Consider the following 22,062-nt stretch of genomic DNA (forward strand, 5'->3'; position numbering starts at 1 on the left):
AAAACACTGAGCCTTTTGGGCGAGCCGGCGACACCAAAACCCGCCCTTACCATATGTTTCGCTGGCACGGTTCAAGAGGAGGCCAGCGTTTAACAAATTCCTACATTTAAAGATCATGAAAAAAATTTCCTTTCTCGTTCTGGCCTCATTGCTTTTCACAGGCTGCGCATCCGTCAAGATGGAAAGCCAGGAATCCGCCGACCGCGCAAAGCAGTTCGTCGCTCCCTCACAGGGGCAGGCCGGCCTGTACATCTACCGGGACAGCGGGATAGGCCGGGCGCTCAAGAAAGAGGTGCGCGTCGACGGCAATTGCGTGGGGACGACGGCACCCGACGTCTTCTTTTTCACCGAGGTCCAGGGCAACAAGGAACACGTCATTTCCACCGAGTCCGAGTTTTCGCCCAATACGCTGAAACTCTATTCGGAAGCGGGAAAGAACTATTTCGTCCGCCAGTACATCAAGATGGGCGTCTTCGCCGGCGGCGCCGATCTCGAACTGATTCCGGAAGCCAAGGGCAAGGAAGCCGTCGCAAAACTAGGAATGGCGACACCCGGCACCTGCAGTGGCAAGTAGCTCAATGGCCCCTGGCTTTCCGCCGGGGGCTTTTTTGAGGTTCCGAGCGGGCGGCTACACCGGAAACGCCACTCAGCCGCCCGCCAGCGCGGAGGGCCGCTGGTCCGCACCCGCCCACTGCGCACCGGCGAACCACGCGTCGCCCTCCAGATAGGCACGCAGCATGGGCAGGCTGTCGAAGCCCCAGAACAGCCGGCCGTCCACCACGAAGGCCGGCACGCCGAAGGCGCCCTGCGCGATGGCGGCGTCGGTGTTGCCCTTGAGCTCGGCCTTCACCGCGGCATCGGCCACGTCGCGCGCAGGTTGCAGGCGGGCCTTGAGCGCATCGAATCGCGCCGGATCGCTGGCGTCTTGGCCGCCGCGCCACACCTCGCGGAACAGTTGCTCGGCCTGATACCGGTTGATCTCGCCGCCCTGCGAGGCCGCCACCGCCAGGCGCAGGTGCGGCAGCGGGTTGTAGGGATGGGTGGCCGGCATGTCGATGGGCACGCCCAGCGAATGGCCCAGCCACAGGATGTGCCGGTAGGTCCACTGCCGCTTGCTCGGCACCTCGGCCGGCGCCTTGTGCCCGTGGTGGCGCACGATGGCGCCCAGCAGCACCGGTTTGTAGGCCACGCTGTAGCTCAGGCCGGCCAGCGCCTCGGGCAGGTGCTCGAAGGCCAGGTAGGCATAGGGCGAGATGAAGTCCAGGTAGAAGTCGATGTGCTTCATGGCGATGTCTCCTTATGGTTCGTCCTGGTGCCCAGCGTGCTCAGCCGGGCTGTGGTGCGGGTGCCATGGCGCTGCGGGCCAGCACTTGGTCCCAAACGGCCAGGCGACCGGCATCGGGCGTGCGGCTCCAGTGCCGGATCTCCTCGATGGTGCGGAAGCACCCTTCACACAGACCGGTGGCCGCCGACATGCGGCAGACATTGACGCAGGGCGAGGGCACCGGCTCCAGGCCCTGGCGCACAGCCTCGCGCATCAGCGCGGCGCGGGCGGCCAGCGGGCTGCGTGCCGTGTCGACGTCGGGCGCACTCACTGGACGACCCTCCGCGCAAAGCGCTCCGGGACTCGCGCTTGGGAGCGGCCCGGCGCGCTCATGCCGCCACCGCCTGCACCACGTCCGCCACCGGCGCGCCGCCGGTGAGCGCGGGCAGGTCCTGGGGCCGCAGCGGAAACACCGCATGCGGATGGCCGGCCGCCGCCCACACGGTCTCGAAGCGGAACAGCTCCGCATCGATCAGCACCACCGGCTTGGTCACATGGCCGACCGGCGACACGCCACCGATGGAAAAGCCCGTGCGCGACTTGACGAAGTCGGCGTCGGCTCGGCCGGTCTTGCCCACCAGGGCGTCGACCTTCTTCTCGTCCACGCGTCGGTCGCCCGAGGTGACGACCAGCACCGCCACGTCGTCGGCCTTGCGGCGGAAGATGATGCTCTTGGCGATCTGGCCCACGGCCACGCCGAGCACGTCGGCCGCTTCCTGGGCCGTGCGGCAGGCGTCATCGAGCATACGCGGGCCATGCGGGTGGCCCGCGTCGAGAAGGTGGCGTGCCACACGCTGCACGCCGTCGGGGAGGGAATGGAGTTCGGAACCGCACATAGATGGACGCGATTGTCGGCGCGGGCGCAAGGCCTCAGCCGATGAAGGCGAAGCGCGGCTGCGCGTGCCCCTCATGCACGATGCTTTCCTCGAACATGCCGAAGGGCCGCACCCAGAGCCCGCGGTCGTCGTAGAGCGGCTTGTAGAGCACCATCGGCGCCAGCGTCTCGCTGTGGCGCACCACGCCAAGCACCTCGTACTCCAGCCCCTTGTAGTGCCGGTAACGCCCGAGGCGGATGGCCGGCAGCGCAGGCAGGTCGTCGCCGAGCGCCATCAGCCGGCCCGCTTGGTGCGCACAGCCTTGGAGACGCGCGAGTTCGGCTCGCGGCCCAGGGCCTGGCTGATGAACACGCCGGCGTCGATCAGCGCATCGAGGTCGATGCCGGTGTCGATGCCCATGCCGTGGAGCATGTAAACGACGTCCTCCGTCGCCACATTGCCCGTCGCGCCCTTGGCATAGGGGCAGCCGCCCAGGCCGGCGATGGAGGACTGGTGGTTCCACACGCCCAGCTGCAGCGCCGCCAGCGTGTTGGACAGGGCCTGGCCGTAGGTGTCGTGGAAGTGGCCCGACACGGCATCGACGGCAAAGTGCGCCAGCGTCGCCTCCAGCGCCGCCTGCACCTTGCGCGGCGTGCCGACGCCGATGGTGTCGGCCACGTCCACGCGCGCCACGCCGATGCCCTTCATCAGCCCGGCCAGGTAGCCCACCTTCTCGGGGGCGATCTCGCCTTCGTAGGGGCAGCCCACGGTGCAGCTCATGGCACCGCGCACCGCGATGCCCTGGGCCTTCGCGGCCGCCACCACCGGCGCGAAGCGCTCGATGCTCTCGGCGATGGAGCAGTTGATGTTCTTCTGGCTGAAGGCCTCGCTGGCGGCGCCGAAGACGACGATCTCGTCGGGCCATTCCTCGCGCGGCGCGGCCAGGGCGGCTTCCAGTCCCTTCATGTTGGGCGTGAGCACCGAGTAGCGCACGCCCGGCTGGCGGTGGATGCCATGCATCACCTGCGCGTTGTCGGCCATCTGCGGCACCCACTTGGGACTGACGAAGCTGGTGACCTCGATCTCTGTCAGGCCGGCGGCCTGCAGGCGGTGCACCAGCTCGACCTTGACCTCGGCAGGCACGGGCTGCTTTTCGTTCTGAAGCCCGTCGCGCGGGCCGACGTCGACGATGCGGACGCGGGAAGGAAGGTTCATGGGGTCTCCGAAAAAGGGAAATCGAAAGGCAGAGGGAACGCGTGCAAGTGCACGCATCCAGGTCTCGCGCGCGACCCGCGGATCGCGCACGACATACCGACGTCACGGGGGCTGCCTAGATTGCGGCCTCCATTAAAAAACAGAGTCGGAGTTTCTTCATGCAACAGACACGCATCGCAGCCGCGATCGCCATGAGCCTGGCCTTGGCCGCCTGTGGCGGGGGTGGAGGTGGCGGCGCCACCTTCGTGCCCGGAACGGGCCTCGGCACGGGCACCGCCCCCGCCCCGTCGCCCGCTCCTGCGCCGAGCCCGGCACCGGGCACATCCCCAGCCCCGGCCCCTGCGCCCGGCACGGCGCCGGCCCCCAGCCCCGCCCCGGAACCCGAACCCACCGCCAAGGTGCTGCTGGAGGAAAGCTTCACCGGCCTGAGCGACCTGCCCGCCAACTGGGCTCGCCCCGCGGCCAACAAGGGCACGGTGAGCGTGCGCGACGGCAGCCTCTACATCGACGGCCGGGCCGACAGCTTCGCGATGACGGGCGTGGCCCTGCCCGCGGCGCTGGCCGAGATGTCCGACTACCGCATCGACGTGGTCTTCACCTTCGAGGCCGCCAACAACAATGCGCGCTGGGGCAGCGTGATGTACCGAAGCTCTGCCGCCACGGCCACGCCGGCGTACGAGCCCTACCACCAGTTCGCCATCCGCCAGAACGCCACCGCCAGCAACGGCACCGAGTTCGCGCTGCGCAAGGCGGGCGCGTGGACGGTGCAGTCCACCAAGGCCTTCGGCTCGGCCATCGACAGCGCAAAGACCTACACCGCCACGGTGATCGTGCACGGCAACCGCGCCCGCCAGTACCTGGACAACGTGCTGATGCACGACGTCACGCTGGACGCCGCCGCGCCCGCCAAGGGCGGCATCGGCCTGCAGACGGCCGGCCTGCTGATGCGGGTGGACAGCATCAAGGTGAGCGAGCAGCTCAAGCCCCTGCCCGAGATCGCCACGCCTGCCGCGCTGCAGGACACGGGCACGGCGGCCGCCATGGCGCCGACCCTGGTACAGCCCATGGCCGCCAGCACCAACCTGGCGGCCACCGGTGCCAGCCATGCGCTGTTCCGCATCGACAGCACGCTGAGCCTGCGCAGCGCCAACGGCGAAAGCCTGGGCAGCCTGGCCCAGTACCTGGCCGACCGCAACCGCGCCACGGCCCCCGTGCTGCGCGTGGCCGACGACGCCGCGGTGGACGCACTGGCCCGCTACGCGCAGGAGAACGACCTGAGCGACGTGACCCTGCTGTCCGACCAGGTGAGCCTGCTCGCCCGCGCACGCACGCTGATGCCGATGGTGCGCGCGGCGGTGGACTTCTCGGGTTCCGGCCTGCTCGACGCCAGCACGCAGAGCGTGATGCAGGTGGTGAGTGCCACCAACAAGGCCCGCGCCAAGATCGCCGTGCTGCCGCCAGCGATGACCCAGCGCGCCACCGTGGCCCAGCTGCAGCGCCTGCTGATCACGGCCTGGGCCGCCAGCAGCGCCACCACACCCACCGAGGCCGCCCAGGTGCTGACCACCGGCGTGAACGGCGTGCTCGCCAGCGACGGCGCCGTCTTCGCTCGCGTGATGCGCAAGCTGCCCGCCAACACGCTGCTGCGCAAGCCGCTGGTGATCGGCCACCGCGGCATGCCCCAGGGCACCGGCGACGAGAACACGCTGGCCAGCGCACAGGCCGCCGTGGCTGCGGGCGCCGACGTGGTGGAGAACGACATCTACCTCACCAGCGACAAGCACCTGGTCATCATGCATGACGACACGGTGGACCGGACCACCAACGGCACCGGCCGCATCGAGTCGATGACGCTGGCACAGGTCAAGCAGCTGCGCACAAAGGTGGGCAACCGCGAGGTGCCGACGCTGCAGGAATACTTCAGCGCCTTCAAGGGCCGGCCGATCACGCATTTCATCGAGCTCAAGAGCAGCAACACCGGCCTGGTGGCGCAACTCAAGAACGAGCTCGACGCGGCCGGCACGCGCGATCAGGCGGTGGCCATCTCCTTCCTGGGCGACCAGCTCAACCGTGCGGGCCAGACGCTGCCCGAACTCTCGACGGGCTTCCTGAACAGCAATGCCGACGCCAGCGATCCGCAGCTGGCGGTGCGCAACATCCTGGCGGCCGTGCAGCCCTACTCGTCCACCTACAACCCGGCCTACGGCGGGCTGAGCCAGGCGACGATGGAAGCCGGCAAGCACCGCGGCATCACCTTCTGGCCCTGGACCATCAACGACCAGGCGGCGTTCCATCGCTTCTACAGCTACGGCACGCACGGCATCACCACCGACTACGCCTTCTGGGCCAAGGACTTCCCGGTGGAGATCAGCACGGCCGCCACGGCCACCGTGGGGCTGAACACCCCCGTGGCCCTGCCCGTGACGCTGACCACGCAGGTGGGCGGCAGCATCGCCGCGCAGAGCAACGTGATGGCCGTGATCGACGGCACCGCTCCCTTCGTGCAAAGCGCGGAAGGCGACCTGCGCTTCACCGGCGCCGGCACTGCCGTCGTGCTGCCCGGCTACCGCTACAAGATGGGCGATGGCACCTACAGCTACGTGATCGTCGCCAAGCCGGTGAGTCTGACCGTGCGCTGAAAGAGCGCTGCCGCGGGCCGGTTGCGGCCCGCGCGCGCCGATGCTCAGTAGCCGCGCTGCGGATCGACCACGCCCGCAATGGGCTGGCCGGCCTGCAGCGCGCGGATCTTGCCGGCGATCTGCGCGATGGATTCGCTGCGCAGCGTGCGGGCCGAGCCGTGCGGCGTGACGGTGATCTTCGGATGCCGCCAGAAGGCATGGTCGGCGGGCAGCGGCTCCTGGTGGAACACGTCCAGCGTGGCGCCGGCCAGCTTGCCGCTGTCGAGCAGCGGGATCAGGTCTTCTTCCACCAGATGGCCACCGCGCGCGATGTGGATCAGGTAGCCGCCGGGCTTGAGCGCCGACAGCGTGGTGCGGTTGAGGATGCCGCGGGTGGCATCGGTCAGCGGCAGCAGGTTGACCAGCACCCGCGTGTTGACCAGAAAGTCGCCCAGCCGCGCCTCGCCCGCGAAGGTGCGCACGCCCTCGATGGACTTGGGCGTGCGGCTCCAGCCCAGCACCGGAAACTCGAACTGCTGCACCGCGCGCGCCACGCGCTCGCCCAGCACACCCAGGCCCATGATGCCGACCGGGAAGTCCGCACGCGACAGCGGCTTGCGGTAGACCCAGCGGCCCTGCCGCGCCTCGGCCTCGTAGACGTCGAATTCGCGGAAGTGCCGGATCAGCGCATGGCACACGTACTCGGCCATCTGCACCGACATGCCGGCATCGTCCAGCCGCACGATCTTCAGGGTGGGCGGCAGGTCGAGCTTCGTGATCGCGTCCACACCCGCGCCGATGTTGAACATGGCCTTCAGGCCCGGCTGCTCGTCCACCATCTGCTGCGGCGGCGCCCATACCACGGCGTAGTCGGCCTGCGGGCTGCCGGGCGTCCAGTCGACGATCTCGGCGTCCGGCAGGGCGGCGTGCAGGCCCTCGATCCATGGGGCGGATTTGGTGTCGGTCAGGCAGAGGGCGATGCGCATGAGGGCGTGCAGGAAGGCTGTGGAAGACAGCCTGCGATGCTACGCGGCCAGACGCAGAAGCTCTGCCCCTTCGGTGACCTGGTCGCCGGGCGCGAACAGCAGTTCGGCCACGGTGCCGTCGGCCGGTGCGGCGATGGTGTGCTCCATCTTCATGGCCTCCATCACCGCCAGCGGCTGGCCCTTGCTCACGGTGTCGCCCGCCTTGACGGCGAAGGACACCACCTTGCCCGGCATCGGTGCCGTCAGGCGTCCGCCTTCGGCCTGGGTGTCGCCGGCATGGGCGAGACGGTCGACGGCATCGATGCGGCCGGCGCCGGCCTGGCCGAACACATGCCACTGGTCCTGGTGGCGATGCACGGCCAGCACCTCGCGGCGGCCGGCGAAATCCAGCGACAGGCGGCCATCGTGCAGCAGGGTCCAGGCCAGGTCGCCGGCGACCTGCGACTCGCCCTCTCCCACGCTCAGGTGCCGCGCGGCACCCGGGCCGTAGCGCAGCAGCGCCGTGGCACCCTGACCGTTGAAGTCGAAGGCGAAGGTCCGCGTGGCCAGGCCCAGGCCGCGCCAGCCGTCGGCACGGCCGAAGGGGCCACCTGCAGCCTGCGCCGCCTCATCCGCCAGTTGGCGGGCCACGACGCCCGCCGCCAGCAGCGGCAGGCCCAGGGGATCGCGGTCGAAGAGCTGCGCCCGCTCGCGCTCGATCAGCGCCGTGTCCAGCCGCGCCTTCGAGAACGATTCGGTGGCCAGCACGCCGCGCAGGAACTGCACGTTGGTCGCCACGCCCACGATCTGCACCTGCGCCAGCGCGGCGTCGAGGCGGGCCAGCGCCTGCTCGCGCGTGTCGCCGTGCACGATCAGCTTGGCGATCATCGAGTCGTAGTAGGGCGAGATCTCGCCGCCCTCACGCACGCCGTCGTCGATGCGCACGTCGGCCCGCGCGAAGGCCGCGGCGGCCGGCTTGCGGTACACGGTCAGCGGGCCGGTGGCGGGCAGGAAGCCCTTGTCCGGGTTCTCGGCGCAGATGCGCGCCTCGATGGCGTGGCCGTGTATGCGCAGGTCGTCCTGCGCCAGGGGCAGCGGCTCGCCATTGGCCACGCGCAGTTGCCATTCCACGAGGTCGAGGCCCGTGATGGCCTCGGTGACGGGATGCTCCACCTGCAGCCGCGTGTTCATCTCCATGAAGTAGAAGGTCATGGCCTCGGGCGCGTCGTAGCCGCCGGTCTGCTCGACGATGAATTCGACGGTGCCGGCGCCCACGTAGTCCACGGCCCGTGCAGCGTCCACCGCGGCCTGGCCCATGCGCTGGCGCAGCGCGGGCGGCATGCCAGGCGCGGGTGCCTCTTCCAGCACCTTCTGATGGCGGCGCTGCACCGAGCAGTCGCGCTCGAACAGGTGCACATAGTGGCCCTGCGTGTCGCCGAAGACCTGGATCTCGATGTGCCGCGGGCGCTGCACGTACTTCTCGATCAGCACCGCGTCGTCGCCGAAGCTGTTGATCGCCTCGCGCTGGCAGCTGGCCAGGGCAGCGGCGAAGTCCTGGCTCTTCTCGACGATGCGCATGCCCTTGCCGCCGCCGCCGGCACTGGCCTTGATGAGTACCGGGTAGCCGATGCGATCGGCCTCGCGCTGCAGCAGGGCCGGGTCCTGGTCGGCGCCGTGGTAGCCGGGCACCAGCGGCACACCGGCCTTCTCCATCAGCCGCTTGGACTCGGCCTTCAGGCCCATGGCCTGGATCGCCGAGGGCGGCGGGCCGATGAAGACCAGGCCCGCCTCGGCGCAGGCGCGGGCGAAGTCCTCGTTCTCGGACAGGAAGCCGTAACCGGGGTGGATGGCCTCGGCGCCGGTGGCGCGGGCGGCTTCGAGGATGCGCTCCCAGCGCAGGTAGCTTTCCTTGGGCGCGTTGCCGCCCAGGGCCACGGCCTCGTCGCAGGCGCGGACATGATTGGCCTGCGCGTCGGCGTCGGAATACACGGCCACGGTGCGCACGCCCAGGCGGCGCGCGGTGGCGGCGACGCGGCAGGCGATCTCGCCACGGTTAGCGATGAGGATCTTCTTGAACATGAGGCAGGTCTCCGGACGATGTTGTGCCGCGGCGACCGCGGGCGAAGGCCGGCGCGACACCCGGGTCGGGCCGGCCGCTGAAGATGCGCGTGAGTCGGCCGACGAGCGCGCGCAGGAAGCGCCAGCTCTTGCGGATCAGCCACACGCTGAGGACGAGCACGAGCACCAGCGCCACCAGGAACACCAGCGGATGCGCCAGCGCCAGCCACAGGCCGGCCGGCACCAGCGAGTCCTCGGCCAACGAGGCGCCCACGTTGGTGAAGGGCTCGGGCGAAGTGTTGATGGCCGCGCGCGTGGTGGCCTTGGCCGCATGGGCCGTCGCCGCGAAGCCGCCACCCACCAGCGCGGCCACCACCGCCATGGCCGCATGGTCGGCACCGAACACCGAAGCCGCGAGCGCCGCGCCGGCCGGGATTCGGATCACGGTATGGACCATGTCCCAGAGCGAATCCAGGCCCGGGATCTTGTCGGCAAAGAATTCGACGAAGACCAGAAAGCCGCTCACGATCAGCACCACCGGGTGCGATAGCGCCTGCAGCCCCGCCGGCAACGGCACCCAGCCCAGCCAGCCAGCCAGGCCGACCAGCAGCACCGCCAGGTACAGCCGCACGCCGCTGGCCCAGCCGAGGGCGGCGGCCAGGGCGAGCAGTTGGGGAAAGTCCAGACCGTCCATCGGGGACCGATCAGCGCGCCTGCGTCCAGGCCGGCTTGCGCTTTTCCAGGAAGGCGCGCAGGCCTTCCTGGCCTTCTTCGCTGGCGCGCAGGGCGGCGATGCGGCGCACCGTCTCGGCGGCAAGCTCGTCATCGATGGGCCGGCCGGTCACGTCGCGCAGCAGGCGCTTGGACTCGGCCACCGCGCCGGGTGCGGCGGCCAGGATGTTCTTGAGCACCTCGTCCACCTTGGCGTCCAGCGCGTCGGCCGGCACCACCTCGTGCACGAGGCCGACACGATGGGCCTCGGCTGCGGTGAAGCGCTCGGCCGTGAGGAAGTAGCGCTGCGCGGCGCGTGCGCCCATCGCGCGGATCACATAGGGGCTGATGGTGGCCGGGATGAGGCCGATCTTGACCTCGCTGAGGCAGTAGTGCGCGCTGTCGGCGCTGATGGCCACGTCGCACACCGACACCAGGCCCATCCCGCCCGCGTACACGTCGCCCTGGATGCGCGCGATCACCGGCAGGCGGCTGTCGGCCAGCGTGCGCAGCATGCGCGGCAGGCCGGCGGCGTCCTGCAGGTTCTGCTCGGGCGTGAAGCTGGCGGCCCGCTTCATCCAGTTGAGGTTGGCGCCGGCGCAGAAGGCCGGGCCGCGCCCGCCCAGCACCACGGCGCGCACGCCATCGGCGGCCTGGGCCTGCGCGAAGGCCTCGCCCAGCTCACGGATGAAGACGTCGTCGATGGCGTTGCGCATCTCGGGCCGGCTGAGCCAGATGCGGGCCACCGGGCCGTCGAGGTGCAGTTCGAGCGTGGTGAAGTCGGTCATGGCGTGTCTCGGTTGTTCGAAGGGTTCAGTCGCGCAGCGCCGGAAAGCCCAGCCGCTGCAGAAAGCCGGACACCACCGGCTGCCAGGCCTGCGGTGCGCGGGTGAAGGTGCTGTGGCCGTCCTCGCCCTGCGGCGGGAACTGCACGAACTCGCCGTTGCCGCCCGCGGCGCGGAAGGCCGAGAACCACTGGCGGGGCCAGTCGGCGCCGAAGTACTGGTCGTTCTCGGCATAGAGCCACAGCGTGGGCATGTGCACGCTGCGGCCGTAGCTGGCGAAGAGCTCGCCCATCTGCTGCGGCGAGCAAGGCTGGCCGGCATGGGTGCGCGGGTTGCCACCGCCGCCGCCGGCGAAGTTGATCGCGCCCACCACGCCCGGCGTGGCGCGGGCGGCGGCGGCAATGGCGGTCGCGCCGCCGTAGGACTGGCCGACGATGACGGCGCGCGCCGGGTCGGCGCCGGGCATCGCGCGCACGGCGGCCAAGGCCGCGAGCGCCTGGTCGGCCGCGGCGCCGTAGCCGGCGGGATAGTCGCGCCGCTGGCAGGCGCCGCTGTCCTCCACGTCCGGCCCGCCGCTCACGCCATAGCCCACGCGCGTGGGTACGGCCACGATGAAACCATGGCGCACGAAGAAGCGTGAGGCCTCGTGGTAGCGCGCGCGGCCCAGCGCGGCGCGGCCGGCCGCATCGACGGCGCGGCCATGGTTGAGCACCAGCACCGGCGCCGGGTGCGGGTTGGCGTCATCGTCGAACACGGTGACGCGGATGGTCTGATTGACGCGCTGCCCGCGCATGTCCTGCACGCTGACGGGCAGGTCGAGCTGGGTTTCGCGCAGCGTGGCGTGGGCGTGTGGCGCCACCAGCGCCAGGGCGAGCCAGCCGAGGCCCAACATCCGACGCCCAATGGCAGAGGCAAGGCATCGAAGGGCTGGAGGGGCGCAAACGAAGCCGCGCCCCGTAGTCACGCGCGAGCCATCGAAACGGGCTTGCTGCCGCCGGGCGCGCTTCAGCTCAGTGCGGCCAGGCATGAAGCCCCTCGATGCCGTCGAAATCGCGATCGCCATGCAGAAGCGCGCAGCCATGCTCGACGCACCAGGCGGCGACCATCAGGTCGATGGGGCTGCGGACGGTGACGCCGCGCCGGCGCTGCTCGCGATAGATGTCGGCGGCGCGCAGGGCCACGGCCTCACCGCCCGCCGTGGCAATGGGCAGCGCACGCAAGCGCTGACGGGCGAGGCGCTGTTCCCGGTCATGCACGAAGCCGCGCAGCACTTCCATCAACACCAGGTCGAGAAGCACCAGTTCATTGGCGCTGTCGTCCAACAATGCATCCAGGGTCTGCGTATGGGGCGTGGCACGACCGCGGAAGTAGTCGATCCAGACGCTGGAGTCGACGGCGATCATGGCTTTGTGCGCTTCCTGGCGGCGGTCGGTTTGGGCGCGGCGGCAGCGTAGCGGGCCGGCTGCTCCTGCACAGCCATCGGTTCGGCTTCGAGCGTGGTCCAGTCCACGCTGTCGTCGCCCGCCCAGGTGAGCTTGCCGCGCAGGGCGCGCAGATCCTGGTAGGCCTTGCGGCGCGCAAGAAGGCGCAGGCCCTCTTCCACCGCTTCCTTCTTGGTGCTGAAGCCGCCCGCCCGCATGGCGGCCTCCATGAGCGCGTCGTCGATCACGATGTTGGTCCGCATGGCACTCCCCGTGTGTATGAAAATCAAAAATCATACACATCGCCGATCACATGCGGAACACACCGAACTTGGGCTCCGGAATGGGCGCATGCCGCGCCGCCGCCAAGCCGAGCGCCAGCACGCGGCGGGTGTCGGCGGGGTCGATGATCCCGTCGTCCCACAGGCGCGCCGTGGCGTAGTAGGGATGGCCCTGGTCCTCGTACTGCTGGCGGATGGGGGCCTTGAAGGCCTCTTCCTCGTCCTTGGTCCACTGGCCGCCGCGGGCCTCGATGCCGTCGCGCTTGACGGTGGCCAGCACGCTGGCGGCCTGCTCGCCGCCCATCACGCTGATGCGGGCGTTGGGCCACATCCAGAGGAAGCGCGGCGAGTAGGCCCGGCCGCACATGCCGTAATTGCCGGCCCCGAAGCTGCCGCCGATGATGATGGTGAACTTGGGCACGTTGACCGTGGCCACCGCGGTCACCATCTTGGCGCCGTGGCGGGCGATGCCCTCGTTCTCGTACTTGCGGCCCACCATGAAGCCGGTGATGTTCTGCAGGAAGACGAGCGGAATCTTGCGCTGGCCGCACAGCTCGATGAAGTGCGCGCCCTTCTGCGCCGACTCCGAGAACAGGATGCCGTTGTTGGCCACGATGCCCACCGGCATGCCCTCGATGGCCGCGAAGCCGCAGACCAGGGTGGTGCCGAAACGGGCCTTGAACTCGTGGAACTCGCTGCCGTCGACGATGCGGGCAATGATCTCGCGCACGTCGAAGGGCTTGCGGGTGTCGGTGGGGATGACGCCGTAGAGGTCTTCGGGGGGGTAGGCGGGTTCTTCAAAGCTGGGCGAGCCTCCACCCGTTCGGGCTGAGCCTGTCGAAGCCGGGGCCGGCACTTCGACAGGCTCAGTGCGAACGGACTGGGGAACATTCAGGTTCCTCACCGCCTCCCGCGCCAGCGCCAGCGCATGCAGGTCGTTCTGCGCCAGATGGTCCGCCACGCCCGACAGCCGGGTGTGCACGTCGCCACCGCCCAGGTCCTCGGCCGACACCACCTCGCCGGTGGCCGCCTTCACCAACGGCGGACCGCCCAGGAAGATGGTGCCCTGCTCCTTGACGATGATCGACTCGTCGCTCATGGCCGGCACATAGGCGCCGCCCGCGGTGCACGAGCCCATCACCACCGCGATCTGCGCGATGCCGTCGGCGCTCATGTTGGCCTGGTTGAAGAAGATGCGGCCGAAGTGGTCGCGGTCGGGGAAGACTTCGTCCTGGTTCGGCAGGTTGGCGCCGCCCGAGTCGACCAGGTAGATGCAGGGCAGCCGGTTCTGCGCCGCGATCTCCTGCGCGCGCAGGTGCTTCTTCACCGTCATCGGGTAGTAGGTGCCGCCCTTCACCGTGGCGTCGTTGCACACCACCATGCAGTCCACGCCGCTGACGCGGCCGATGCCGGCGATCAGGCCCGCTCCCGGCGCATCGCCGTTGTACATGGCGTGCGCTGCCAGCGGTGCGATCTCCAGAAAGGGCGAGCCCGGGTCCAGCAATTGCTGCACCCGGTCGCGCGGCAGCAGCTTGCCGCGGGCCGTGTGCTTGGCGCGTGCGGCCTCGCCGCCGCCCTGCTCCACCCGCGCGAACTGGGCACGCAGGTCGTCCACCAGCGCGCGCATGGCCGCGGCGTTGGCCTGGAAGGCCTCGGATCTGGGATTGAGTTGGGAGACCAGTTTGCTCATGAATGTCCTTGGAGCCTGACGCGCAGCCGCGTGCCGCGCGAAGATGATGCGAACCCTCGGCGGCACCGGGCACTCCAAGCCCGTCCTGCCCGCCCCTTCACGAAATCCAACAAGAAGAACCCGTGCACACCGTCGAAACCGTCCTGCTGGTGCTGATGCTCGGCGCCCTCACCGGCATTGCCGCCCGCTACCTGCGTGCCATCCCGCTTCCCTTGATCCAGATCGCCCTCGGTGCGGCCCTGTCCTGGCCCCAGCAGGGCCTGCACATCGCCTTCGATCCGGAGCTGTTCCTGCTGCTGTTCATTCCGCCGCTGCTGTTCGCGGACGGCTGGCGCATTCCGAAGCGGGAGTTCTTCGCGCTGCATCGGCCGATCCTCAAGCTGGCCTTCGGCCTGGTGGCCTTCACCGTGTTCGGCCTGGGCTGGCTGGTGCACTGGATGATTCCGGAGATGCCGCTGCCGGTCGCCTTCGCGCTGGCCGCGGTGGTCTCGCCCACCGACGCGGTGGCCGTCTCGGCCATCACACGGCGCCTGGGCATGCCGGCCAAGACAATGCATGTGCTGGAGGGCGAATCGCTGCTGAATGACGCCTCGGGCCTGGTGGCGCTCAAATTCGCCGTCGCGGCCACGCTCACCGGCCTGTTCTCGTGGGCGCAGGTGACGCGCGAGTTCCTGTGGATCGCCCTGGGCGGCGTGGGCGCCGGCACGCTGATGGGCTGGGGCTTCGCCCATGCCCGCGCCGCCGTCACCCGCCGGCTGGGCGACGTGGCGGCCACGCAGATGGTGCTGCTGCTCGTGCTGCTGCCCTTTGCCGCCTACATCGTGGGCGAACGCATCGGCGTCTCGGGCATCCTGGCCGCGGTGGCGGCCGGCATCGCCACCAACTTCGCCGACCTGGAGCGCAGCGAGTTCATCGCCGAGCGCATGCAGGCCGAAGGCACCTGGACCATGATCGAGTCGGCCTTCAACGGCGCCATCTTCCTGCTGCTGGGGCTGCAGCTGCCCTCCATCCTGCGCACCGTGGACGAAAGCAAGCACCACGGCGCCTGGACGCTGGTGGGCTATGTGCTGGTCATTTCGGCTGCGCTGCTGCTGCTGCGCTGGGTGTGGCTGCAGCTGGCCGTGCGCGGCAGCCTGCGGCGGGCGCACCGGGACGGGCGCATGGCCGAGCAGCCGTCCTGGCGCCTGACGCTCGCCACCACGCTGGCGGGCATCCGCGGCGCGGTGACGCTGGCCGGCGCCCTGTCGATTCCGCTGATGGTCGATGCCGACACGCCCTTTCCCTCGCGCGACCTGCTGGTCTTTTTGGCCACCGGCACCATCCTCATCACGCTGCTGGTCGGCAGCATCGGCCTGCCACTGGTGCTGCGCCGCCTTCCCCAACCGGCCGAAGCGGCCGAGGTGCGCGAGGAGCGCGAGGCCCGCATCGCCGCCTGCCATGCGGCCATTTCCAGCCTGGTGCGCAGCCAGAAGGAGGTGAACGACGTCGATGCCGACACCGCCGCCCAGCGGCAGGAGATGGTCGGCCGCATCACCCAGCAGTACCGGGTGCGCCTGGAACTGCTGGACGACGACAGCGCCGCCGCCTCCACGCCCGAGACGCGGGCCGAGGAAGCCGAAGCCGTGCGCGCCCGCAAGCAGGGCTTCGTGCACGAGCTGGAGCTGCGCCTGGCCTGCCTGCAGGCCGAGCGGCATGCGCTGTATGGCGAGCGCCAGTCGCATCGCATCAACGACGCCTCGCTGCGCGAACTGGTGGGCGAGCTGGACATGGCCGAGGTGGCGCTGCGCAAGCGCCTGCGCGCCGCACGCCAGGCCGCGGGGCTGGCGCCGCACGGCCCGGCCTCGCGCGACTGACGCACGGGGCGCGGTCGACGCACCGGCCATGCCTGCGGCCACCGGCATGCTCATGCCGTCTTCTCGGCCTGAAGGCCCAGTTCTTCGGCCATCTGATCGCGGATACGGAACTTCTGGATCTTGCCCGTCACCGTCATCGGGAAGGCATCGACGAAGCGGATGTACTTCGGCACCTTGTAGTGCGCGATCTGGCCCTGGCAGAAGGCGCGGATGTCGGCCTCGGTGGGCTGCTGGCCCGGCTTGGGGATGATCCAGGCGCACAGCTCCTCGCCGTACTTGCGGTCGGGCAGGCCCACCACCTGCACGTCCTGCACCTGCGGATGGCGGTACAGGAACTCCTCGATCTCGCGCGGGTAGATGTTCTCGCCGCCGCGGATCACCATGTCCTTGATGCGGCCGACGATGTTGACGTAGCCCTCGTCGTCCATGGTGGCCAGGTCGCCGGTGTGCATCCAGCCCTCGGTGTCGATGGCCTCGCGGGTCTTGGCCTCGTCGCCCCAGTAGCCGTGCATCACCGAATAGCCGCGGGTGCACAGCTCGCCGGGCTGGCCGCGCGGCACGGTGGCGCCGGACTCGGGGTCGACGATCTTCACCTCCAGGTGCGGCTGCACCGTGCCGACGGTGGAGACGCGCCGCTCCAGCGGCGTGTCGGTGCTGCTCTGGCAGCTCACCGGGCTGGTCTCGGTCATGCCGTAGGCAATGGTGATTTCGCCCAGGTGCATGCGGTCCACCACGCGCTTCATGACCTCGATGGGGCAGGCGGTGCCGGCCATGATGCCGGTGCGCAGGCTCGACAGGTCGAACTCGCCGAAACGCGGATGGTCCAGCTCGGCGATGAACATGGTGGGCACGCCATGCAGACCGGTGCATCGCTCGGCCTGCACCGCTTCGAGCGTGAGCAGCGGGTCGAAGCCGTCGTTGGGATACACGATGGCGCTGCCGTGCGTCAGGCACGCCAGGTTGCCCAGCACCATGCCGAAGCAGTGGTACATCGGCACCGGGATGCACAGCCGGTCCTCGGGGCCCAGCTTCATGCATTCGCCGATGAAGTAGCCGTTGTTGAGGATGTTGCGGTGCGTGAGCGTGGCGCCCTTGGGAAAGCCGGTGGTGCCGCTGGTGAACTGGATGTTGATGGGGTCGGTGGCTTTCAGCGTGGCCTGCACTTGGGCCACGCGCGGGTCGGCCGCGTCGCCGCTGGCCAGCAGCTGCGAGAAGCGTGCGGTGGCAATGTCCGGCCCGGCTTCGTCGGCAGCGCCGGGGGCGTCGATCCACCAGATGTTCTTCAGGTCCGGCAGGCGCGCCGAGCCCAGCTCGCGCAGCATGGCCAGGTACTCGCTGGTCTTGAAGCGCGGCATGGTCACCAGCGCCTTGCAGCCCACCTTGTTGAGCGCGTATTCGACTTCCGACGTGCGGTAGGCCGGGTTGATGTTGACCAGCACCAGCCCGGCCTTGGCGGTGGCGATCTGCATCAGCACCCAGGCCAGGTTGTTGTGCGACCAGATGCCGATGCGCTCACCCGGCTGCAAGCCCGCGCGCAGAAGTGCGCTGGCCAGGCGGTTGGCCTGCTGCTGCAGCTCGCCGTACGAGAGGCGCACGCCCTCGTGCCGGCTCACCAGCGCCAGCGCCTCGGGCTGGCGCGCGACCATGGCGTCGAAGAAGTCGCCGATGGTCTGCTCGATCAGGGCGGGCTCGGTGGCGCCGCGGGCGTAGCTGTCGGTCATGTGCGTCTCCTTATGGATCGATCCGGTGGCCGCGGAGCAGGCCATGCCAGTGGCACCCGCGGAACTGGCTTTGCCAGGCCGCCGGGTGCGCCCCCTTCAGGGGGTTGGCGTAGCGCGCAGCGCGAAGCCTGGGGGTGTGGTCATGCCGTCTCCGCGAACAGCTCGCGGCCGATCAGCATGCGGCGGACCTCGCTGGTGCCGGCGCCGATCTCGTAGAGCTTGGCGTCGCGCCACAGGCGCTCGACCGGGAAGTCCTTGGTGTAGCCCACGCCGCCCAGGGCCTGGATCGCCTCGCCGGCCATCCAGGTGGCCTTTTCGGCCGCGTACAGGATGGCGCCGGCCGCGTCCTTGCGGAAGGTGCGCGCGTGGTCGGCCGTGTCGCAGGCGCGGCCCACGGCATACACGTAGGCGCGGCAGGCCTGCCAGGTGCTGTACATGTCGGCGACCTTGCCCTGCATCAGCTGGAACTCGCCGATGGCCTGGCCGAACTGCTGGCGCTCGTGCACATACGGAATCACCGCGTCCATGCAGGCGGCCATGATGCCCAGCGGCCCGCCGGAGAGCACGGCGCGCTCGTAGTCCAGCCCGCTCATCAACACCTTGGCGCCGTTGCCCTCGCCGCCCAGGATGTTCTCCTCGGGCACCTCGCAGTTGTCGAAGAAGAGCGGATAGGTGTTGCTGCCGCGCATGCCCAGCTTGTCGAGCTTGGTGCCGGCGCTGAAGCCCTTGAAGCCCTTCTCCACCAGGAAGGCCGTCATGCCGCGCGCCCCCATCTCGGGCTCGGTCTTGGCGTAGATGACCAGCGTGTCGGCATCGCCGCCGTTGGTGATCCACATCTTGCTGCCGTTGAGGACGTAGTAGCCGTCCTTCTTGTCGGCGCGCAGCTTCATGCTCACCACGTCGGAGCCAGCATTGGGCTCGCTCATGGCCAGCGCGCCCACGTGCTCGCCACTGACGAGCTTGGGCAGGTACTTCTTCTTCTGCGCCTCGCTGCCGTTGCGGTGGATCTGGTTGACGCACAGGTTGGAATGCGCGCCGTACGACAGGCCCACCGAGGCCGAGGCCCGCGACACCTCTTCCATGGCGACGATGTGGGCCAGGTAGCCCAGTTCGGTGCCGCCGAATTCCTCCTTCACCGTCATGCCGTGCAGGCCCAGGCTGCCGAGCTTGGCCCACAGGTCGCGGGGGAAGAGGTTCTCGCGGTCGATGTCCGCGGCACGCGGCGTGATCTCGTGGGCGCAGAAATCGGCGATGGCCTCGCGCAGGGCGTCGATGGTGTCGCCCAGGCCGAAGTCCAGGCCGGGCAGGCGTTGTGCGGACATGCGTCGTCTCCGTGGAAGTGTGCGAAAGCCGGTTCAGCTTACGCCGGAGGGATTCCCATTTGGCGACACAATGGTTGCAAATTCCGCCATCGCCCGGCGCCTCGGGTTATCCACTAGATGCCCTCTCCCCGCTTCCTCAAACCCCAGCGTGCGGCCACGCCCATGGCCTTCGTGCGAGCCATCGTGCAGGGCTATGCCCGCTACGGCGTGGACCCCGGCGCGGCCCTGCGCGCGGCACAGATCACGCCGCGCGAACTGTGGCGGCCCGAGGCCCGCGTCACCGCGGCGCAGTTCGAGGCGCTCAACGAGCACGCCATGCAGGAGCTGGACGACGAGGCCCTGGGCTGGTTCAGCCGTCGCCTGCCCTGGGGCAGCCACGGCATGCTGTGCCGCGCCTCGATCACGGCGCCGGACCTGGGCGTGGCCATCAAGCGCTGGTGCCGCCACCACCGGCTGCTGGTGGACGACATCGCGCTGGGGCTGGAGGTGGAAGGCGACGTCGCCTCGGTATGGATCGAGGAGCGGCGCCCGCTCGGCAGCTTCCGCGAGTTCTGCCTGGTCTCCAGCCTGCGCTTTCTGCATGGCTTTGCCAGCTGGGCCATCGACTCGCGGCTGTGGCTGCAGGAGGCGCACTTTCCCTTCGACGCCCCGCCGCATGCCGACGCCTACGGGCTGATGTTCAGCGGTCGGATCCACTTCGGCGCGACGCAGGCGGGCTTTCGCTTCGACGCGCGCTACCTGGCGCTGCCGCTGCTGCGCGACGAGGCCGCCCTGCGCACCATGCTGCGCCGCGCCCTGCCGCTGACGGTGCTGCAGTACCGGCGCGACCGGCTGCTGGGCCAGCGCGTGCGTGAGGCGCTGCGCACCCATGGCGCCCAGGCCTCGACCGCGGAGGGGCTGGCGGCGCTGCTGCACATCTCCAGCCGCACGCTGCACCGGCAGCTGCTGGCCGAAGGGCTGAGCCTGCAGGGCCTGAAGGACGAGGTGCGCCAGCAGCAGGCCATCGAGCTGCTGCAGCGCACCGCGCGGCCGGTCAAGCAGGTGGCGCTGGCGGTGGGCTTTCGCAACGAGAAGAGCTTTTCGCGCGCCTTCCGCGAATGGACGGGGCAGAGCCCCGGCGCCTTTCGGGCCGCGGCGGCGCAGCAGAACCCGCAGGGCTGATGGGCAGCCCCTTCTCTGTCATCACTGCCCTGGCCTGACCGCCCCGCGCATGACCGGGCCACCCATTGCTGAATGACGCCCGCGCCCTATTCGCCGGCTGGCGCCGCGTACACCAGCACCTTCAGCGCCCGGTCGGCCGACACATCCGCGAAGGCCGCCGGGTTGGCCACCCGCTCGACGAAGCGCAGCGAAGGCGCCAGTTCGCGCATCTGGTCCTGCAGGAAGGCCACGCCCAGCTCCGGCGCGTTGAGGCACAGCAGCGCATGACCGCCGGGTGCCAGCAGCTCGGGCAGGCGGCGCATCAGCCGCGCATAGTCCTTGGTCGCCACGAAGCTGCCCTTCTGGTAGCTGGGCGGATCGACCACCACCAGGTCGTAGGGCCCGCCGCGCGTGACCTTGCCCCAGGTCTTGAACAGGTCGTGCGGCAGAAAGCTGGCGCCGCCTTCGACGCCGTTGAGCCGGTGGTTCTGCTGGCCGATGGCGATGGCGCCGGCGCTCATGTCCACATTGACCACGCGGCCCGCGCCGGCCTGCAGCGCCGCCACCGAAAAGGCGCAGGTGTAGGCGAAAAGGTTGAGCATCGCGGCGCCAGGCCGGGCCCCAACATGCGCCCGCACCCAACGCCGGCCCTCGGCCATGTCGAGGAAGAGGCCGTGGTTCTGGCCACGCAGCACATGCACGCGGTAGCGGGCGCCCTCTTCGCTCACGACGTGCGGCTCGGGCACGGCGCCGGCCATGAGGCGCGTATCGCTGCGGCCTTCATGCCGGCACTGGAAGACCCAGTTCAGAGGCTCGCCGGGCGCGACCTGCGACCAGCGGGCTTGCAGCGCATCGCCCACCTGAACGAGTTGGTCGTCGGCCAGAGGCCTGAAGCTGGTGAGCACGAAGACCGGCGGGTAGGCGTCCAGCGTCAGGTGCTCGCAGCCGGCGTACAGGCCGCCGCGGCCGTGGAAGACACGGTGCGCGTCGGCGCCCGGCTGCAGATGATGGATGGCATCGAGAAGCGCTTGCATGGGGCGAGGGTGCCACGAAAACGCTTCGCTTCCGGCGCGGCCCCGCGGCGCATCCGAGGCCGGCGCCGTGCGCCGTCCGTGCTGTACGGCGGGTCGCGACCCCGCCCGTTCAGGCCGCGCCGCTCGCGCCCAGCGACGCGGGGACGACCGGCGTGGGCACCTCGACCACCTCCACCCGACCGGCCAGGTCGGAGGCCGTCCAGGCCGACAGGCCGCCTTCCAGCACGCGCACCCGCGGCAGCCCGGCCGCCATCAGCACGCGTGCCGCCGCGACGGCCGAGGCATCGTCCGGACAGTCGCAGAACACCACCAGCTCGCGGCCATCGGCCAGGGGGCCGAGCGCATGCGGAAGCTCTCGCAGCGCGAAGCCGACCGCACCCGGAATGGCCCGCGGGTCGATCGCCCGCACCGGTTCGCCGCGCATGTCGAGCACCGTCGGCGCATTCCCCTGTGCCAGTGCGGCGCGCAGCGCATCGACGCTGATGGTCACGATGTCGTCGGCACGGCGCGCCACCCGGCGCTGCTGGTAGCGCCAGAGCAGAAAGGCCACCAGCAGCACCCCGCCGAGCACGGTGGCGGCCAGCCCCACGTTGGCGAGCACCGCCAGCACGTCGCGGATGGCGGCGTGGAAGACCGCGCCCAGCAGCAGGTAGCCCAGCGTCCAGACCAGGGCGCCGACCGTCTCGAAGGCCAGGAAGCGGGCGTTCGACATGCCCAGCGCGCCCGCCATGGGCGGTGCCACCACCGACACGCCGGGCACGTACTTGGCCGCGATCAGCGACAGGCCGCCCCAGCGGCCGAGGATCGCTTCGCTGCGCGAGACGCAGGTGTCGGCCGAGAGCGAAACGCGGCACAGCAGCCGCATCACGGCATAGCCCCAGCGCCGCCCGGCCAAAAACCAGGCGCCGTCGCCCAGGATGTTGCCCAGCAGCGAGGCGATGACGATGGCCACGGCATTCAGCACCGTGCCGCCCATCGCCAGGCCACCCGCCACCACCAGAAACGGAACGGCCGGGACCGGCGCGCCGAGCCGCGCGGCCAGCGTCACCACCAGGACCACGGCGGGGCCCTGGGTGGCGAGCAGCGAGATGAGGTCGTTCATGGCTTCC

21 protein-coding genes are annotated in these 22,062 nt (G+C 69.9%); 4 read left to right on the forward strand and 17 right to left on the reverse strand.

Features of this window, described 5'->3' with window-relative positions; genetic code table 11:
• Positions 1-115 precede the first annotated feature (115 nt).
• Positions 116-574 carry a DUF2846 domain-containing protein gene (locus DFR41_RS24135; RefSeq protein WP_043118393.1) on the forward strand — a complete coding sequence of 153 codons (459 nt, stop codon included), beginning with the start codon at positions 116-118 and terminating at the stop codon, positions 572-574.
• A gap of 72 nt (positions 575-646) precedes the next feature.
• Here DFR41_RS24135 and DFR41_RS24140 read toward each other — a convergent pair whose 3' ends face one another.
• The 5 genes from DFR41_RS24140 to DFR41_RS24160 all read right to left on the reverse strand — a co-directional run bounded on the left by DFR41_RS24140 (position 647) and on the right by DFR41_RS24160 (position 3,354).
• Entirely contained in the window at positions 647-1,285 is a 639-nt protein-coding gene (locus DFR41_RS24140) for a 2-hydroxychromene-2-carboxylate isomerase (RefSeq protein WP_017758992.1), read from the reverse strand.
• Positions 1,286-1,325: 40 nt separating this feature from the next.
• A complete protein-coding gene (locus DFR41_RS24145; RefSeq protein ID WP_114804677.1) occupies positions 1,326-1,538 on the reverse strand; it encodes a DUF1289 domain-containing protein in 213 nt (70 codons plus the stop codon).
• 115 nt (positions 1,539-1,653) lie between these two features.
• Complete coding sequence (locus tag DFR41_RS24150; protein ID WP_114804601.1) at positions 1,654-2,160, reverse strand: YbaK/EbsC family protein; 507 nt, start codon at positions 2,158-2,160, stop codon at positions 1,654-1,656.
• A gap of 34 nt (positions 2,161-2,194) precedes the next feature.
• Entirely contained in the window at positions 2,195-2,434 is a 240-nt protein-coding gene (locus DFR41_RS24155; protein WP_017758995.1) for a DUF1653 domain-containing protein, read from the reverse strand.
• Entirely contained in the window at positions 2,434-3,354 is a 921-nt protein-coding gene (locus tag DFR41_RS24160) for a hydroxymethylglutaryl-CoA lyase (RefSeq protein ID WP_114804602.1), read from the reverse strand. Before DFR41_RS24160 ends, DFR41_RS24155 begins: the two co-directional genes overlap by 1 nt.
• Positions 3,355-3,512: 158 nt before the next feature.
• On the opposite strand from DFR41_RS24160, the gene DFR41_RS24170 reads away from it, so the two are divergent.
• A complete protein-coding gene (locus tag DFR41_RS24170; RefSeq protein ID WP_170159459.1) occupies positions 3,513-5,993 on the forward strand; it encodes a glycerophosphodiester phosphodiesterase family protein in 2,481 nt (826 codons plus the stop codon).
• A 44-nt stretch (positions 5,994-6,037) separates the two neighbouring features.
• Here the strand turns inward: DFR41_RS24170 and DFR41_RS24175 are convergent, their stop codons facing one another.
• The 8 genes from DFR41_RS24175 to DFR41_RS24210 all read right to left on the reverse strand — a co-directional run bounded on the left by DFR41_RS24175 (position 6,038) and on the right by DFR41_RS24210 (position 13,883).
• Positions 6,038-6,958, reverse strand: coding sequence for a 2-hydroxyacid dehydrogenase (locus DFR41_RS24175; protein ID WP_114804605.1), 921 nt, complete (start codon positions 6,956-6,958; stop codon positions 6,038-6,040).
• Positions 6,959-6,997: 39 nt separating this feature from the next.
• A complete protein-coding gene (locus DFR41_RS24180; protein WP_114804606.1) occupies positions 6,998-9,016 on the reverse strand; it encodes an acetyl/propionyl/methylcrotonyl-CoA carboxylase subunit alpha in 2,019 nt (672 codons plus the stop codon).
• Positions 8,991-9,689: a DUF4126 domain-containing protein gene (locus DFR41_RS24185; RefSeq protein WP_017757272.1), complete on the reverse strand. Its 699-nt coding sequence runs from the start codon at positions 9,687-9,689 to the stop codon at positions 8,991-8,993. The genes DFR41_RS24180 and DFR41_RS24185 overlap by 26 nt, the downstream gene beginning before the upstream one ends.
• 10 nt (positions 9,690-9,699) lie before the next feature.
• Positions 9,700-10,494 (reverse strand): enoyl-CoA hydratase/isomerase family protein, encoded by a 795-nt coding sequence (locus DFR41_RS24190; RefSeq protein ID WP_114804607.1) that lies wholly within the window; start codon positions 10,492-10,494, stop codon positions 9,700-9,702.
• A gap of 25 nt (positions 10,495-10,519) precedes the next feature.
• On the reverse strand, positions 10,520-11,383 hold the full coding sequence (locus DFR41_RS24195; RefSeq protein ID WP_114804608.1) for an alpha/beta hydrolase family protein: 864 nt from the start codon (positions 11,381-11,383) through the stop codon (positions 10,520-10,522).
• Positions 11,384-11,501: 118 nt separating this feature from the next.
• Positions 11,502-11,894, reverse strand: a complete 393-nt coding sequence (gene vapC, locus DFR41_RS24200) for a type II toxin-antitoxin system VapC family toxin (RefSeq protein ID WP_017761412.1) — start codon at positions 11,892-11,894, stop codon at positions 11,502-11,504.
• On the reverse strand, positions 11,891-12,175 hold the full coding sequence (locus DFR41_RS24205; RefSeq protein ID WP_017761413.1) for a type II toxin-antitoxin system VapB family antitoxin: 285 nt from the start codon (positions 12,173-12,175) through the stop codon (positions 11,891-11,893). Before DFR41_RS24205 ends, vapC begins: the two co-directional genes overlap by 4 nt.
• Positions 12,176-12,221: 46 nt before the next feature.
• Positions 12,222-13,883 carry a carboxyl transferase domain-containing protein gene (locus tag DFR41_RS24210; RefSeq protein WP_017761414.1) on the reverse strand — a complete coding sequence of 554 codons (1,662 nt, stop codon included), beginning with the start codon at positions 13,881-13,883 and terminating at the stop codon, positions 12,222-12,224.
• 122 nt (positions 13,884-14,005) lie between these two features.
• Between DFR41_RS24210 and DFR41_RS24215 the strand changes: the two genes are divergently transcribed.
• Positions 14,006-15,736: a Na+/H+ antiporter gene (locus DFR41_RS24215; protein ID WP_114804609.1), complete on the forward strand. Its 1,731-nt coding sequence runs from the start codon at positions 14,006-14,008 to the stop codon at positions 15,734-15,736.
• 50 nt (positions 15,737-15,786) lie between these two features.
• Here DFR41_RS24215 and DFR41_RS24220 read toward each other — a convergent pair whose 3' ends face one another.
• Both DFR41_RS24220 and DFR41_RS24225 read right to left on the reverse strand, forming a co-directional pair.
• On the reverse strand, positions 15,787-17,502 hold the full coding sequence (locus DFR41_RS24220) for an AMP-binding protein (protein ID WP_114804610.1): 1,716 nt from the start codon (positions 17,500-17,502) through the stop codon (positions 15,787-15,789).
• A gap of 95 nt (positions 17,503-17,597) precedes the next feature.
• Positions 17,598-18,779, reverse strand: coding sequence for an isovaleryl-CoA dehydrogenase (locus DFR41_RS24225; RefSeq protein ID WP_114804611.1), 1,182 nt, complete (start codon positions 18,777-18,779; stop codon positions 17,598-17,600).
• Positions 18,780-18,896: 117 nt separating this feature from the next.
• Between DFR41_RS24225 and DFR41_RS24230 the strand changes: the two genes are divergently transcribed.
• Positions 18,897-19,940: an AraC family transcriptional regulator gene (locus DFR41_RS24230; protein WP_114804612.1), complete on the forward strand. Its 1,044-nt coding sequence runs from the start codon at positions 18,897-18,899 to the stop codon at positions 19,938-19,940.
• An 86-nt stretch (positions 19,941-20,026) separates the two neighbouring features.
• Here DFR41_RS24230 and DFR41_RS24235 read toward each other — a convergent pair whose 3' ends face one another.
• Both DFR41_RS24235 and DFR41_RS24240 read right to left on the reverse strand, forming a co-directional pair.
• Entirely contained in the window at positions 20,027-20,953 is a 927-nt protein-coding gene (locus DFR41_RS24235) for a class I SAM-dependent methyltransferase (protein ID WP_114804613.1), read from the reverse strand.
• A 109-nt stretch (positions 20,954-21,062) separates the two neighbouring features.
• A complete protein-coding gene (locus DFR41_RS24240; protein ID WP_114804614.1) occupies positions 21,063-22,055 on the reverse strand; it encodes a VTT domain-containing protein in 993 nt (330 codons plus the stop codon).
• Between the last annotated feature and the right edge of the window lie 7 nt (positions 22,056-22,062).

The sequence above is a fragment of the Pseudacidovorax intermedius genome, assembly GCF_003350475.1.
In the GTDB taxonomy this organism is placed as follows: Bacteria; Pseudomonadota; Gammaproteobacteria; order Burkholderiales; family Burkholderiaceae_C; genus Xenophilus; species Xenophilus intermedius.